At 60.4% G+C, this 14153-nt stretch carries 16 protein-coding genes; 9 read left to right on the forward strand and 7 right to left on the reverse strand.

What is annotated here, in order from left to right; translation table 11 throughout:
* The first annotated feature begins 54 nt into the window (after positions 1–54).
* The 8 genes from J5J10_RS16660 (at position 55) to guaA (ending at position 8377) form a co-directional block, all read left to right on the forward strand.
* Entirely contained in the window at positions 55–1329 is a 1275-nt protein-coding gene (locus J5J10_RS16660) for an imelysin family protein (protein WP_211931276.1), read from the forward strand.
* A 46-nt stretch (positions 1330–1375) separates the two neighbouring features.
* Positions 1376–2899, forward strand: coding sequence for a di-heme oxidoredictase family protein (locus J5J10_RS16665; protein ID WP_211930713.1), 1524 nt, complete (start codon positions 1376–1378; stop codon positions 2897–2899).
* Positions 2899–4011 carry an imelysin family protein gene (locus tag J5J10_RS16670; protein ID WP_208548237.1) on the forward strand — a complete coding sequence of 371 codons (1113 nt, stop codon included), beginning with the start codon at positions 2899–2901 and terminating at the stop codon, positions 4009–4011. The genes J5J10_RS16665 and J5J10_RS16670 overlap by 1 nt, the downstream gene beginning before the upstream one ends.
* Before the next feature lie 2 nt (positions 4012–4013).
* Positions 4014–5105 carry a DUF1513 domain-containing protein gene (locus J5J10_RS16675; RefSeq protein ID WP_211930714.1) on the forward strand — a complete coding sequence of 364 codons (1092 nt, stop codon included), beginning with the start codon at positions 4014–4016 and terminating at the stop codon, positions 5103–5105.
* 36 nt (positions 5106–5141) lie between these two features.
* The gene (locus tag J5J10_RS16680; RefSeq protein WP_211930715.1) at positions 5142–5594 is read left to right on the forward strand and encodes a TspO/MBR family protein; all 453 of its coding nucleotides are present in this window, start codon (positions 5142–5144) and stop codon (positions 5592–5594) included.
* Positions 5595–5661: 67 nt separating this feature from the next.
* The gene (locus tag J5J10_RS16685) at positions 5662–6111 is read left to right on the forward strand and encodes a PaaI family thioesterase (RefSeq protein WP_208548234.1); all 450 of its coding nucleotides are present in this window, start codon (positions 5662–5664) and stop codon (positions 6109–6111) included.
* The gene (locus tag J5J10_RS16690; RefSeq protein ID WP_208548233.1) at positions 6108–6746 is read left to right on the forward strand and encodes a 5'-methylthioadenosine/S-adenosylhomocysteine nucleosidase; all 639 of its coding nucleotides are present in this window, start codon (positions 6108–6110) and stop codon (positions 6744–6746) included. Before J5J10_RS16685 ends, J5J10_RS16690 begins: the two co-directional genes overlap by 4 nt.
* 68 nt (positions 6747–6814) lie before the next feature.
* A complete protein-coding gene (gene guaA / locus J5J10_RS16695; protein WP_211930716.1) occupies positions 6815–8377 on the forward strand; it encodes a glutamine-hydrolyzing GMP synthase in 1563 nt (520 codons plus the stop codon).
* Positions 8378–8433: 56 nt separating this feature from the next.
* Here the strand turns inward: guaA and J5J10_RS16700 are convergent, their stop codons facing one another.
* Together J5J10_RS16700 and J5J10_RS16705 are read right to left on the reverse strand one after the other, a co-directional pair.
* Positions 8434–8634 carry a CsbD family protein gene (locus J5J10_RS16700; RefSeq protein WP_208548231.1) on the reverse strand — a complete coding sequence of 67 codons (201 nt, stop codon included), beginning with the start codon at positions 8632–8634 and terminating at the stop codon, positions 8434–8436.
* Positions 8635–8697: 63 nt separating this feature from the next.
* The gene (locus J5J10_RS16705; protein WP_208548230.1) at positions 8698–9453 is read right to left on the reverse strand and encodes a Crp/Fnr family transcriptional regulator; all 756 of its coding nucleotides are present in this window, start codon (positions 9451–9453) and stop codon (positions 8698–8700) included.
* 105 nt (positions 9454–9558) lie between these two features.
* Here J5J10_RS16705 and J5J10_RS16710 point away from each other — a divergent pair, with 105 nt between their 5' ends.
* Positions 9559–9939 (forward strand): hypothetical protein, encoded by a 381-nt coding sequence (locus tag J5J10_RS16710; protein ID WP_211930717.1) that lies wholly within the window; start codon positions 9559–9561, stop codon positions 9937–9939.
* Here the strand turns inward: J5J10_RS16710 and J5J10_RS16715 are convergent.
* The 5 genes from J5J10_RS16715 to J5J10_RS16735 all read right to left on the reverse strand — a co-directional run bounded on the left by J5J10_RS16715 (position 9936) and on the right by J5J10_RS16735 (position 14080).
* Positions 9936–10502 carry an RNA polymerase sigma factor gene (locus J5J10_RS16715; RefSeq protein ID WP_208548228.1) on the reverse strand — a complete coding sequence of 189 codons (567 nt, stop codon included), beginning with the start codon at positions 10500–10502 and terminating at the stop codon, positions 9936–9938. The genes J5J10_RS16710 and J5J10_RS16715 overlap by 4 nt on opposite strands.
* A gap of 5 nt (positions 10503–10507) precedes the next feature.
* Positions 10508–10720, reverse strand: coding sequence for a NepR family anti-sigma factor (locus tag J5J10_RS16720; protein WP_211930718.1), 213 nt, complete (start codon positions 10718–10720; stop codon positions 10508–10510).
* A gap of 118 nt (positions 10721–10838) precedes the next feature.
* Positions 10839–11918, reverse strand: coding sequence for a putative zinc-binding metallopeptidase (locus J5J10_RS16725; RefSeq protein ID WP_211930719.1), 1080 nt, complete (start codon positions 11916–11918; stop codon positions 10839–10841).
* Positions 11915–12967 carry an AI-2E family transporter gene (locus tag J5J10_RS16730; protein WP_211930720.1) on the reverse strand — a complete coding sequence of 351 codons (1053 nt, stop codon included), beginning with the start codon at positions 12965–12967 and terminating at the stop codon, positions 11915–11917. Before J5J10_RS16730 ends, J5J10_RS16725 begins: the two co-directional genes overlap by 4 nt.
* Before the next feature lie 114 nt (positions 12968–13081).
* Positions 13082–14080, reverse strand: coding sequence for a sensor histidine kinase (locus J5J10_RS16735; protein WP_349252077.1), 999 nt, complete (start codon positions 14078–14080; stop codon positions 13082–13084).
* Positions 14081–14153: the final 73 nt, after the last annotated feature.

The raw sequence follows: 14153 nt of genomic DNA on the forward strand, positions 1-14153 counted from the left end.
AAGTAGGGCTGCCATTCAACGCAGTGACGCTCCGGCGTCGAAGGAGAGATCATGATCCGGAAAAGCAGTGTCCGCGCAACCCTGGCGCTTCTCGCGGCGACCGTGGTGTTCGCCGCGCCGGCGCGTGCCGAAACGACGCCCGATGCCGTGGTGAAGCATTATGCCGCCATGGCGCAGGCGAAATACGAGGACTCCCTGGCCACGGCCAAGTCCCTCGATGCTGCCATAGACGCCCTGATCGCCGCGCCGAGCGCTGAAACGCTGGGGGCCGCGAAGGCTGCCTGGATCGCGGCCCGCGTACCTTACCAGCAGTCGGAAGTCTATCGCTTCGGCAACCCGATCGTCGACGACTGGGAAGGCAAGGTAAACGCCTGGCCGCTCGACGAAGGCCTGATCGATTACGTCGACGCTTCTTACGGAACGGAGAGCGACCAGAACACGCTCTACGTCGCGAATGTGATCGCCAACCCGGCCATCAAGATCAACGGCCAGGACGTCGATGCCTCGAAGATCACTCCGGAACTGCTCTCGGAAACGCTTCACGAGGCCGGTGAGATCGAGGCGAATGTCGCCACAGGCTACCACGCCATCGAATTTCTGCTCTGGGGTCAGGATCTCAACGGCACCGGCCCGGGCGCCGGCGCGAGACCCTACACGGATTTCGACACGACCAACTGCACTGGTGGCAATTGCGATCGACGTGCCGCCTATCTGAAGGCCGCTTCGGAGCTTCTGGTTTCCGACCTGGAAGAAATGGTCGCAGCCTGGCAGCCCGAAGGTGAGGCGACCAAGGCCGTGACCGAGGATCCGAAAGCCGGGATCAGTGCGATTCTTACGGGCATGGGCTCGCTTTCCTACGGCGAGCTCGCCGGCGAGCGCATGAAGCTCGGCGTCCTGCTGCACGATCCTGAGGAGGAGCACGATTGCTTCTCCGACAACACGCATGCCTCGCATCTCAACGATGCCGTTGGCATCCAGTCGGCCTATACGGGTGAATATGTTCGCGCCGACGGCTCGAAGATGACCGGACCGTCGCTCTCCGAACTTGTCGCGGCAAAAGATGCTGCCCTCGATACGGAAATGAAGGCCAAGCTGACGAAAACCCTGGACGCGATGAACGCGATGGCAAATCGTGCCGAGACCGTCGAGGCCTATGACCAGATGATCGGCGAAGGCAATGCGGAAGGCAACGCCACCGTTCAGGCAGCCATCGATGGCCTGATCGACCAGACCAAGACCATCGAACGCGTCATTGCGTCGCTGGACCTTGGCACGATCGAGCTTGAAGGTTCCGACAGCCTTGATAATCCTGAGGCGGTCTTCCAATAAGAAAAAAGGCGGGCTGCCGGTGCGATCCGGCAGCCCGACACTTCACATGACCGGCATCCTCTGCCACCGCCTTGTGTTGCTTCTGGCCGGATCGCTTTTCGTTCCTTCAGCCATAGGGGCCGAGCCCCTGGAGCACCGGAGCGATCTCACGCCCAGGGACGCAGCACGCGTCGAACGCGTAACACGGCCGACCACCGATTTCAGCAAACCGGAAGCCTTCGAACTCATGCAGGGCGGTGCCGGTACCTCGCGGCATCCACTGAGCAGCGACGCGTTTTCGCACTTTTCGACCAATATCACCTTTGCGGAAGAAGAGACTTTCAAGCTCGGCAACGCGCTCTTTCGCAAGCTGTGGGTCTCCTCCCCCTCCTCCACTCAGGCCTCAGACGGTCTCGGACCGTTGTTCAATGCACGGGCCTGCCAGAATTGCCATTTGAAGGACGGCCGCGGGCATCCACCGGAAGGTGGCGCCGACGCCACATCGATGTTCCTGCGTCTTGCCCGTCCAGCGCGAACCGAAGCGGAACGACAGGCGCTCGACAATCTCGATGTCGTGAACTTCCCGGACGCGGTCTATGGCAGCCAATTCCAGGATATGGCCGTACCCGGCCTTGCATCCGAAGGCGAGATGACGATCCGCTACGAGGAGGTCGCCGTTACGTTAGGCGATTGCTCGGTCGTCTCCCTCAGAAGGCCAAGCTATGGTGTCTCCAACCTCGGCTACGGTCCAATTGGCGAAGACACGACGCTGTCGCCTCGGATCGCCAATCCGATGATCGGTATGGGACTGCTGCAGGCGATCGCGGAGAGCGACATCCTTGCCAAAGCCGACCCGGAGGACGTGGACGGAGACGGCATCTCAGGGCGGGCCGCGCGGGCCCGCGATCATCGAAGTGGCGAACTCAAACTCGGCCGCTTCGGCTGGAAGGCGCAGAACGCATCCGTTCGGGATCAGAGCGCCAGCGCCTTCGCCGACGATATCGGCATATCGAGCCCCGATGCGCCCCGCCACTTCGGCGACTGCACCGATGCGCAGTCAGCCTGTCTGGCGATGCCGAACGGCGTGCAAACCCGCCTTGGAGACACCGAGGCTCCCGATCCCGTTCTGGACCTCGTCACGTTCTACTCCGAGAACCTTGCCGTTCCTGCCCGGCGCAATGTCGACAATGACAGCGTCCTGGCGGGGAAGGCCGCCTTTTACAGGGCTGGCTGCATCAGCTGCCACACGCCCAAATATGTCACCAGCCGGCGGGCGGACAACAAGGCCCATGCCTTTCAACTAATCTGGCCCTATACCGATCTTCTGCTGCACGACATGGGCGAGGGTCTCGCCGACGGCCAGCAGGTCGGGGATGCAAGCGGCCGCGAATGGCGCACCCCGCCGCTCTGGGGCATCGGTTTGACCGACCGGGTCAATGGCCATACGTTCTTCCTGCATGACGGCAGAGCCCGCAACCTTGTCGAGGCCATCCTCTGGCACGGTGGGGAAGCCCAGGCTGCCCGCGATGCCTTCGCCCTTATGGACACCAGCACGCGTGCAAACCTCATCTCATTTCTGGAGTCCCTCTGATGTGGCCCTTTCCGAAACGATCCTTTGCTCTGCTGGCCGGTATCCTGCTGGCGCTTCCGGCCGTAGCGCAGGAAGGAGATGCCTTTGTCCCCTCGCTCGACGAGACGGCCGTACCTGGCGTCATGGAGAAAGCGGTCGACGGCTTCATCAGGCCCGGCTACCACGCCTTCCTCGAGTCGGCGCGGATCCTCGAGACGGATATGGCCGCCCTTTGCGCCACGCCCGACGATGAAACACTCGGCAAGGCCCGGCAAGGCTTCGAGGAAACCGTCCGGTCCTGGTCGCGCATCGAGATCGTGCGTGTCGGGCCCGTGATCGAACAAAACCGTTTCGAGCGCATCCTATTCTACCCCGACCGCAAAAGCACCGGCCTCAAGCAGGTGCAGGCAGCACTTGCCAAGAATGACGAGACGACGACCTCGGTCGAGACGCTCAAAGACAAGAGCGTTGCCATGCAGGGCCTCGGCGCCCTCGAATTTATCCTTTACGGCACCGGCAACGAGGAACTGACTGGGACGCCCGACAGCTATCGCTGCCGCTACGGGAAGGCGATTGCCGGCAATCTCGTGCGCCTCGGCTCCGAGCTGACGACCGCCTGGGACGATCCGCAGGGAGTATCGGCGGCATGGAAAGCGCCCGGACCTGATAACCCGGTCTACCGGGACGCAAGGGAAGCGGTGACCGGGCTGCTCGGCGTTCTGGTCCATGGCGCGGAAGCGATCCGGGACCAGCGACTGGAGACCTTCTACAGGGGCCCGGATGCGGCCGCCTTTCCGAAACAGGCGATCTACTGGCGATCTGGCCTGACATTCGTCTCGATCTCGGAAAACCTCACGGGCCTGGACATGCTGCTCAAAGGTGCCGGAATGGCCGATTTGCTGGATCCCGGCGTCCGGTCGATCGTCACCTCGATCGACTTCGTGCTGAAATCCCTGATCCGCATCAGCCAGGATATCGATCCCGCCGTCGACCAGGCCGTCTCGGCAGAAAAGCCGCGCGCCAAGCTCGACTTTCTGCTGCTCAACAGTCGCGATCTCATCGTCCGTCTCAACGATGGCTATGGCGGCGCGATCGGCCTTGGAGCGGGCTTCTCCTTTTCTGACGGAGACTGACGATGGTGAGGGGAGCCTTGATCGACCGGCGCAGCTTCATGAGAGCGGCGGGTGTTGCTTTCGCCTCAACACTGTCCGCCCGGGGTGCCTTCGCGCTGGAGCGCAGCGACGCCGTCTACGCGTCCGGATATCGCGCACCCGACGGCACGTTCGGGCTTGCCCTTATGAGCGAGCAGGGCGCGTTCGTGGCACAGATCGACCTTCCCGGTCGCGTTCATGGCCTCTGTTATAGCGTGACTACTGGAATGACCGTCGCGTTTGCGCGTCGGCCCGGCACGTTTGCCATGGCCATTGACAGCCACGAGCGCACAAACCCCGTCATCCTCACATCCGTCGATGGGCGTCACTTCTATGGCCATGGCTGTTTTTCGCCGGATGGGCGCCGTCTCTATGCCAGCGAGAACGATTTCGAGGGCAATCGCGGCGTCATCGGCGTTTATGACGCTGATGACGGCTTTCGGCGCATAGCGGAGTTCGACGCCTACGGGATCGGAACGCACGATCTTTCCGTGAGTGACGACGGCACCATGTTGATCGCCGCGAATGGCGGGATCGAAACCAGGCCGGAGTTCGGTCGAACAAAGCTCAATCTCGATCGGATGGAGCCATCGCTCGCCTTGATCGACGCCAACGACGGGCGGCTGATCGAAAAGCATACCCTTCCGGACAGGCTGCGCCAGCTTTCCACTCGCCACATCTCTCTGGCTGCAAACGGTGCCATCTGGTTCGCCTGCCAATACGAAGGGCCAAGGAATGACCTGCCGCCCCTCATCGGCCATTTTTCCAAAGGGGAAGATCTCCAGTTCGTCGATCTTCCGGATGAAATCACCGCCGGCCTCGCCAACTATGTCGGAGCCATAGCCGTCAACCGGCAGCGTGGACTTGTGGGCGCAACCTCGCCGAAGGGCGGGCTCGCGGTTACACTTGATGCCAAGAGCGGGCGTGTCATCGAACGGAAGCGTCTACCCGACGCGGCCGGTATCGCCGCTGGCGGACACGATTTCGTCGTGTCCAGCTACCGCGGTAATTTTGGCTCAGCGCATCTTCCCGTCGCGTTCGATCAGCACATCGCCCGCCTTTCCCAGCCTGCTTGACCTTGGAGATCAGGTCGAACGCCCTATCTTGTCGCCATGAAACCAATTCTGACCTATATCGCCTTCATCGCAATCGTCGTCGGACTGGGAATGTTTTCCGGCCTGGTCAATCCGCCCGGCGATTGGTACGCGACGCTGGAGAAGCCCTTCTTCAACCCGCCCGCCTGGCTGTTCGGACCCGTATGGACAGCACTCTATGTGATGATCGGTATCGCCGGTGCGCGGATGTGGCTGAAAGCGCCGGCCTCCGCAGCGATGCAGGTGTGGTTTGGCCAGCTTGTCCTCAACCTTCTCTGGTCTCCGGCCTTCTTCAGGCTGCAAAGCCCGGCGCTTGGCCTGATGGTGGTGCTTTCCATGTTGATGGCGGTGATCGCTTTCATCGTGCTTGCCCGGCGGATCGACCGTGCTGCCTCCTATCTCTTCCTGCCTTATGCCGCCTGGGTCGGATTTGCGGCCCTTCTCAATCTTTCGATCCTGATCCTCAACTGATTGGTTCCGCGCATCTTGCAGCCGTCTCGGCAGCGTGCCAATTTCGCGGCCGCGAAAGGGGCAGATCATGATCGACAACGGCCACGGCGACTTCCACGAGCGGATCAGCCGGAGCTTCGAGCGTCAGGGCGCAATGCGCACACTCGGTGCGGAATTGACACGTGTGACCCCGGGCGTGGTCGAAATCGAGTTGCCTTTCGATATGAAGCTCACCCAACAACACGGCATTCTCCACGCCGGCGTGATTTCCGCCGCACTCGACAGTGCCTGCAGCTATGCCGCCTACACACTGATCGAACCGGAAGCCTCGATCCTGACCATCGAATTCAAGGTCAATCTCATGTCGCCAGGACGTGGCGAGCGGTTCCTGTTTCGCGGCGAGATCACCAAGCCGGGCTCGACAATCATCGTCGCCGACGGCCGTGGCTACGCCGTCAGCGATGGCCCCGCAAAACTGATCGCCTCGATGACGAGCACGCTGATGGTGATCCGAGGCCGCGAAGGGATCAGCGAATGACGTTCGAAATCAAATCCGTCGGCGGCAAGGATATCCTCTTCGTTATGGCCGTCGAAGCAGAATACGGCCCTTTCCTCAAGTCGCGGATCGATCCGCTGATGACCGGCGTCGGCCCGGTCGAGGCGGCCGTCAAACTGACGCGCGCGCTCGCCGCGCTGGATGCACAAAAGGAACCGCCTCATCTGGTCGTATCGCTGGGTTCGGCAGGCTCCAGCATCCTCGAACAGACGGAAGTGTACCAGGTGAGCGCCGTCTCCTACCGGGATATGGACGCATCCCCGCTTGGTTTTCCCAAGGGTCACACCCCGTTTCTCGACCTGCCGGCATCTGTCGAGCTGCCGCTGCGCATTCCGAAGCTTCCCGCCGCGACGTTGTCGACAGGCGCCAATATAGTATCTGGAGAGACTTACAAGGCGATCGACGCTGACATGGTCGACATGGAGACATTTGCGGTGCTGCGCGCCTGTCATGCCTTCAATCTGCCTCTGATCGGCCTTAGGGGTATATCTGACGGGCGCCACGACCTGAAGCATGTCGATGACTGGAGACAATATCTCCATGTCGTCGATCAGAAGCTTGCTCTCGCTCTTGATAGCCTGTTCGAAGCTCTTGAAGATGGCATATTCGGGCTGTAGGCCGCGCGGCCGACAATCGGGACAATTCTTCGATTGAAACAAGGATCGGTTTTCACTAAAGCCTCGCCATGACCCAGCCAGCACATCCAGACAGTGTCCTCATCGTCGATTTCGGCAGCCAGGTAACCCAGCTGATCGCGCGCCGTGTGCGCGAGGCGGGCGTCTACTGCGAAATCGCCCCGTTTCAGACCGCCGACACCGCCTTCAAGCGGATGAAGCCGAAGGCCGTCATCCTGTCGGGCAGCCCGGCGTCGACGCTCGACGAGGGCAGCCCACGCATAACGCAGTTGATCTTCGATAGCCGCGTGCCGGTGTTCGGCATCTGCTATGGCCAGCAGGCGATGTGCGCGCAGCTCGGCGGCAAGGTCGAAAGCGGCCACCACCGCGAATTCGGTCGTGCCTTCCTCGACATCGGCAAAGATTGCGCCCTGTTCGAAGGTCTCTGGTCGGCCGGCTCCCGGCACCAGGTCTGGATGAGCCACGGCGACCGGGTAACCTCTATACCGCCGGGTTTCGAGGTTGTCGCAACCTCGGCCAACGCGCCCTTTGCCTTCATCGCCGACGAGAAGCGCAAATACTACGCCGTGCAGTTCCACCCGGAAGTGGTGCACACGCCTGACGGCGCCAAGCTCATTGCAAACTTCGTGCACAAGATTGCCGGCATCAAGGGCGACTGGACCATGTCCGCCTACCGCGCAAAGGCGGTTCAAGCGATCCGGGATCAGGTCGGCGACAAGCGTGTCATCTGCGCGCTTTCGGGCGGCGTCGACTCGTCGGTTGCCGCACTCCTGATTCACGAGGCCGTGGGCGACCAGTTGACCTGCATCCTCGTCGACCATGGACTTATGCGCAAGAACGAGGCGGCCGACGTCGTCGCCATGTTCAAGGAACACTATAACCTGCACCTCATCCATGTAGACGCCGTCGACAGGTTCGTCGGCGAGCTGGAAGGTGTCAGCGACCCGGAAACCAAGCGCAAGATCATCGGCCGTCTGTTCATCGAGACCTTCGAGGAAGAAGCCAGAAAACTCGGCGGCGCCGATTTCCTCGGCCAGGGCACGCTCTACCCCGACGTCATCGAAAGCGTCTCCTTCACCGGCGGCCCTTCCGTGACGATCAAGTCTCACCACAATGTCGGCGGCCTGCCCGAGCGCATGAACATGCAACTCGTCGAACCTCTGCGCGAACTCTTTAAGGACGAAGTGCGGGTGCTCGGCAAGGAACTCGGCCTGCCCGACTCGTTCATCGGCCGCCACCCCTTCCCGGGTCCGGGGCTTGCCATCCGCTGCCCTGGCGGCGTGACGCGCGAAAAGCTCGACATCCTGCGCGAGGCCGACGCCATCTACCTCGACGAGATTCGCAAGGCTGGTCTCTATGATGCGATCTGGCAGGCGTTCGCCGTTCTGCTGCCGGTCCAGACCGTCGGCGTCATGGGCGACGGCCGGACCTATGAGTTCGTCTGTGCGCTTCGCGCCGTCACCTCTGTCGACGGCATGACCGCCGACTTCTATCACTATGACATGGAATTCCTGGGACGTGCGGCGACCCGTATCATCAACGAAGTGCGCGGCATCAATCGCGTCGTCTACGACGTGACGTCGAAACCACCCGGTACGATCGAGTGGGAATAAACAAAAGAAAAGAGCCGCCTCATACCTGAAGCGGCTCTCTTGTCTACGAGCGCAGATTAGTGGCGCTTCGACATCCAGTCGTCGATCTCGCGTTCGGCCGTTTCTTTATCCTTGCCGTACTGCTCCTGAAGCTTGCCGGCAAGCTTTTCGCGGTTGCCGTTGATCTGGTCGAGGTCGTCATCGGTGAGCTTGCCCCACTGAGCCTTTGCCTCACCCTTGACCTGCTTCCATTTGCCTTCGATCTGATCCCAGTTCATGTCATTTCTCCTTCTGTTTCTACCGCCCTGACAACGGCCGGAAGATACAGAAGGTTCCATTACTCAGATAAACGGACGGCGACCCGCTGGGGACGCTTCCCAACCCGCCAGTTCCTGCAGCCCGGTTTCGTCAAGGATCTCGCAGCCCCGCTCGAGCCAACGCACCATGCCGCGCTGCTGCAGCTTGCGCAGCGTCTTGTTGGTGTGGACGATCGAAAGGCCCAGCGTGTCGGCCACATGCGTCTGGGTGATCGGGAGCGCTCCATTGATGCCAGCCTGGCGCCGAAGTGATTTGGCCCGCATGGACAGGAATGCCAGAAGATAGGCCGCCCTCTCGATGGCCGACCGGCGACCGACGCTCAGCAGATGTTCGTCGAGTATCCGTTCCTCCTGTGCCGCGATCCACGTGATGTCGTAGGCGAGACCGGCATGCTTGCGATAAAGCTCGCCGATCTTTTCCTTTTCGAAGATGCAGAGCTTCATCGGTGTCAGCGCTTCGACCGAATGCTGCATCTCGTCCAGGAGTGCCGATTGCAGTCCCATGAGGTCGCCGGGAAAGAGGTAGTTCAGGATCTGGCGCCGGCCGTCCTCGAGTAGCTTGTAACGAAAGGCCATGCCGGAAAGGACGGTGTAAAAATGCGGGCCATGGCTGGCCTGCGCGACGATCGTCGTACCCCTGTCGGTAATCAGTTCGCCCTTCTTGAAGCCCTCCATGAAGTCGAGTTCAGGCTCCGTAAACTCACGAAACGGACTGCACTCTCTCAGAGGACATTCGTGGCACGGCACCCGAGCTGCGTGATGCACAACCTGCCGAGCCATTACGGATGGATCTCGTCTACGGCGTTAGGTGCCTCCACTATGTCATTTTTAAATGACATCGGTGTCGTTTCGGCACCTTGTGGTTTCTTAACGAGGAACCGATTCATGAGCACCCCGATACTGCGTGTTGCGGTCTTGGAAATGGAATACTTCATCGCGCTCGATCTTCAGCGTGCGATCATGGACGTCGCTGGATGGGAGGCTGTCATACTCCCGGCGAACCTGCAAGATGCACTTGAGACTGAGGCCTTCGATGTGGCGCTAACGCGCCTCGGGGGCAACCCGCGCCAGAATCTTGAGCACGCCAGAATGGCGGAGGCGAAGGGACGTGGGATCGTCTACGCCTCAACCGTTACTCCCGAAGGGTATTTGCTGGACAGCTGCCGTGGTTGGCCGGTGGTCGATCTGCCCTTCCTGGATGAAAGGCTCGTCCACGCGCTTTTCGTCGCCGCTGAACGCCTTCAGCGACGTTCGGACACCGGCTAGATCGCGAATGCGGTCTTGGTGACCGCAGCCGACTGATTGTCTGGTCCGTATTCCGATTCACCGGAGACCTGCAGCAACTCCTGGAGGCGACGTCTTGCGCGGTTCACACGGCTCTTGATCGTGCCGATCGCGCAGCCGCAAATCTCCGCAGCTTCCTCATAGGCAAATCCGGATGCGCCCACGAGGATGATGGCCTCCCTCTGGTCGTCAGGCAATTGCTCGAGCGCCTTCTTGAAATCCTGCAGATCGAGCGCGCCGTACTGACCCGGGTGTGTCGCCAGACGCTCGGAGAAGAACCCATCGCTGTCCTGGACCTCACGCCCGCGCTTGCGCATCTGGCTGTAGAATTCGTTGCGCAGTATCGTAAACAACCATGCCTTCAGGTTCGTCCCCGGCTGGAAACTGTCCCTTTTCGCCCACGCCTTCATGATTGTATCCTGAAGCAGATCGTCTGCTTTGTCGTGATTGCCGCTCAGGGATACGGCAAACGCTCGCAAACCGGGGAGGGCCGCAAGCAAATCCCGCTTGAAGACACGGTCTTCGGCAGTCGCGTCAACGGTCATATGGTTCAGCCCTCTGCTCTATTGTTGCGAGCTGCATGGCGCTCTTCTGCTTCTTCCAGCATTTCCAGCAGTTGCAGAAAACGGTCGGGAATGGTTTCTTCCTGCACGGAGTCGTAAAAATGCCGCAGCCGGCGCGATATCGCGTCACTGCTTTCAGGCGTGGCGTCGAGATTGCGCGAAGCGATCTCGTCGTCACGATGGGTTTCAAGTGTCTTCATTGTCCAGCCGTCAGTTTGATTGGGAGGATATTGGAGTTGTGCGTGTGCTTAGAATGCCACTCGCGCCTTTTTGTTCCACACAGGCGCCATTTTGTTCGATAGACCATAATTCAGTCGGCTAAGCCGCGCTACCGGGACGACCATTCCGTTGAACGAGCCTATGGATGAACTCCAGCTTCTCTATAACCGGAGGGGAGAGGACAAAGGGATAGACATCCGGCTGGCCCATGCTCCGATTGATGCTGTTGAGCGCGATGCTGACAGGGATCCAGCGGCGCGTCAGATCTTCTGCGCTTGCGGCGCGGTAGGGATCGAAGCTGCCATCGGTGCGAGGCTGTGACAACGAGGCGCCAGCTGTCAGCCGAAGTCCGAAGGACAAGGCGGTTTCCAGTCCGTCAGTCATGTGAATGTAGTGCGCCCATGTCTCCGCAAAATCCTCCCAGGGATGGGCACTGGCATAGGCGCTGACAAAGCGGTTCGGCCAATCGGCTGCCGCGCCATGTTCATAGTGTGCCATTAGCGCTTGGCCATAGTCCTGTCGTTCGTCACCGAAGATCGACCGGAACTGCTCAAGCCGTCCTCCGTCGTCGACGAGAACGTCCCAATAGAAATGTCCGAGTTCATGACGGAAATGCCCGACCAGGGTCCGGTAAGGCTCTTTCATCTCGGTGCGAATTCGCTCGCGCTCCGCGTCATCCGCCTCCGCGATATTGATGGTGATGTGACCGGAATCATGCCCCGTCATCACCGGCTCCACACCGCCATCCAGGTTTTGCACGTCGGCGAGGAAGGAAAAACTCAGATGGCGGTTGCCTGCGTCGTCCGGTCCCGGCAGCGGCAAGTCCCATCTTCGGAGCGAGTATATGACGTAACGTTTCGCCTGCTCCATGCGGGCCCATCGTTCGACATTGCCTTCAACGGCCAAGTCCGGAATAACGACATTATGCCGGCAGGCGCGGCAAAGGCGTGCGGCTCCTGCATCCTCCACCAACCAGTTGCAGACACCCTGGGCTGCGTTTTCACACAGAAAAGCTGACTGCGCCGTAGACTGACCGTCGACAGCGACCTGTCCTGCCGGGTCGAGGGCGACCATGTCGTCCGACCAGCAGCGATACCCCAACCGCAGTCCGCATTGAACGCAGACCTCGTTGTCAAAATGGACGAGATTGCCACAGTTTGAGCACGTGTAGGGTTTCATTGGGCAAATCCGGTCCTGGCCTGCTGGCCTTTAGAAAGTGGAAGAAGGGTACGCACGAGCGCCTGAAGGATCAGTAGCGACGGCACCGCGATGAAGCCTCCGATCGGCCCCCAGAGCCATAGCCAGAACGTCAAAGCGAGAAAAATCGCAAAGGGATTGATAGTCATCGTGACGCCCAGGGCCTGATTTGTCACGAACTCGGATTCGACAAGGTTGATACAGAGATAGACGGCCGACGGCAGGAGAACGCCCAGTCCTCCCTCCCCTGTCGCCAGGCTGACACCAAAGAGGATCAGAGCCATGATGGCGGGGCCGACATAGATCACGTAGTTCAGCACGATGGCGAGGCTGCCCCACAGAAGCGGTGACGGCACGCCGAGCAACCAGAGCGCCACCGCCACCGCAGCGCCCATGGCGATGTTGACGGCCGTGATGGTGAGCAGATATCGGGCGATCAGGTATTCGACCTCACGAAAGAAGCGGGCGGTCCGAAGCCGGACCCGCCTCGTCATGCAGAGCCGTAGGATGGCCACGCGCAATTGCTGCCTGGTCGCCACGAAAAAGTAGAGGCTCACGAAAAACAGGAGCGTCTGGGCCACAATGGCCGGTGCCAGTGTCGCCATCCCGCCAAGGGCCCCCTCGTCGGCGACGTTGACAGTCATCGCGCCCGCCTGTCCGGCGATCTCCGTCAACTGCTGCTGAAACGCGGCAACGGATGTAAACAGATCCCGCCAACTGGCGATCTCCAGTTTCAACGCCTCCCATATCTGCGGAGCGCGCTCGATCCAGGCCGACAAAGGCACAGAGAATGCGACAGCCGCGGCAATCACCAGCAGAACGAAAAGAACCATGATGATGAGGGCTGACAACCAGCTTGGAAGCCCGATCCGCTCCAGCCGTGTGGCGACAGGCGAGAACATGAGCCCAATCACCACCCCCAGGAAGACGGGTGCGACGATAACCTTTGCGTAGTCGAGCGAGTAAATAAACGCCATGAGCGCCAGGGCGATCATAGCCACCTGGCTGGCGACAGCCAGTGTGTTCTGCAAGTCGAGCCGCCTCGCGGGGCCTCTGCCTTGTATATTTGCGCGAAAATCCATTGACCGCCCCGGCGTTTGCCTGAAAACGTCAAGCGATCAGAATTGTTCCCCAGGCTGAACGGCCTATTCGGCCGCCTCATCGAGCGGAAAGACAAGCTCGTAGCTGACGGCGCTCTTACCGATGCTATAGGTGGCCGTTCCGTTGACGGACGCGGGAACAACGCGCTCCAGCACCGTGCTGCCGAAGGACATTGCGCGTTTACCATCCGGATCCATTTCGGGACCGATGCTTCGCGGTTCGTGCCACGTGATCCTCAGATGAGGAACACCATTCCTGTCGATCTTGTGACTCGCAACCTTGATTCGCTTCCCACTTCCAACGATATCGCCGTGAATGACCGCGTTGACGATCAGCTCGTGGAGAGCGAGGCCGAGATGCAGCGACGCGTTGGGCGACAGCAAGGTGTCGTCACCGGACAGCTCGATGATATCGGTCTGGTCGGCCAGATACTTGTCCGTCTGGTGGCGGAGAAGATCCACGAAATAGGCGCCCCGCCAACTTGAGTCTGTGATCAGATCCTGGGATTGCGACAGGGAATGGAGACGCCCGCGAAATTTTTCCAGGAAACCGGACAGACTGTCGGAATACCTGGCCGTCTGCGCCGCGATGCTCTGGATGATCGCCAGAAGGTTCTTCGATCGATGACTCACCTCGCGCAGGAGCGCCCGCAGGAGCTTCTCCCGACGCAAGTCCTCGCTTCGATCGAGCACCACAGTGGCTATGTATATGCGGTCCGCCGTTTTGAACGTATGGATGCGAAACTGGAAGACCATGTCCGGTGCCATGGTCAGCTCGAGTTCAGCCTGCTCTCCAGTCGTTAGCAATGACCGCTTGAGATCCTCGAGCTTCACGCCATGCTCCTCGCCGAACACCGATATGTCACTCGGCGTATCGTCGGGCATGAGTGTCCAGTATTCCGGTAGGCCCGTAACACACAGATAGTTGAGATCCGTGTCCTGGAGGATAAGCGAAGCCTTCATCTCGACGAGGGTCGAGATGAAGAACTCAAGCAAAGTATCGTCGGCCAGGCCTTGCTTGTGCCATTTCAGCCGTTGCACCACTCATTCGCTCCATCGTTCACACATCGCCCGTTCATCCGGACCGCCGACAAGGCGGCGTTACGGTTCGGAAGAG

Origin of the sequence: Ciceribacter sp. L1K23 (assembly GCF_018122705.1) — a bacterium.
In the GTDB taxonomy this organism is placed as follows: Bacteria; Pseudomonadota; Alphaproteobacteria; order Rhizobiales; family Rhizobiaceae; genus Allorhizobium.

Coding starts and splice junctions, on each gene's coding strand:
- J5J10_RS16665 (WP_211930713.1), top strand. CDS start 1,376: ATGACCGGCATCCTCTGCCACCGCCTTGTGTTGCTTCTGGCCGGATCG.
- J5J10_RS16670 (WP_208548237.1), top strand. CDS start 2,899: ATGTGGCCCTTTCCGAAACGATCCTTTGCTCTGCTGGCCGGTATCCTG.
- J5J10_RS16675 (WP_211930714.1), top strand. CDS start 4,014: ATGGTGAGGGGAGCCTTGATCGACCGGCGCAGCTTCATGAGAGCGGCG.
- J5J10_RS16680 (WP_211930715.1), top strand. CDS start 5,142: ATGAAACCAATTCTGACCTATATCGCCTTCATCGCAATCGTCGTCGGA.
- J5J10_RS16685 (WP_208548234.1), top strand. CDS start 5,662: ATGATCGACAACGGCCACGGCGACTTCCACGAGCGGATCAGCCGGAGC.
- J5J10_RS16690 (WP_208548233.1), top strand. CDS start 6,108: ATGACGTTCGAAATCAAATCCGTCGGCGGCAAGGATATCCTCTTCGTT.
- guaA (WP_211930716.1), top strand. CDS start 6,815: ATGACCCAGCCAGCACATCCAGACAGTGTCCTCATCGTCGATTTCGGC.
- J5J10_RS16700 (WP_208548231.1), bottom strand. CDS start 8,634: ATGAACTGGGATCAGATCGAAGGCAAATGGAAGCAGGTCAAGGGTGAG.
- J5J10_RS16705 (WP_208548230.1), bottom strand. CDS start 9,453: ATGGCTCGGCAGGTTGTGCATCACGCAGCTCGGGTGCCGTGCCACGAA.
- J5J10_RS16710 (WP_211930717.1), top strand. CDS start 9,559: ATGAGCACCCCGATACTGCGTGTTGCGGTCTTGGAAATGGAATACTTC.
- J5J10_RS16715 (WP_208548228.1), bottom strand. CDS start 10,502: ATGACCGTTGACGCGACTGCCGAAGACCGTGTCTTCAAGCGGGATTTG.
- J5J10_RS16720 (WP_211930718.1), bottom strand. CDS start 10,720: ATGAAGACACTTGAAACCCATCGTGACGACGAGATCGCTTCGCGCAAT.
- J5J10_RS16725 (WP_211930719.1), bottom strand. CDS start 11,918: ATGAAACCCTACACGTGCTCAAACTGTGGCAATCTCGTCCATTTTGAC.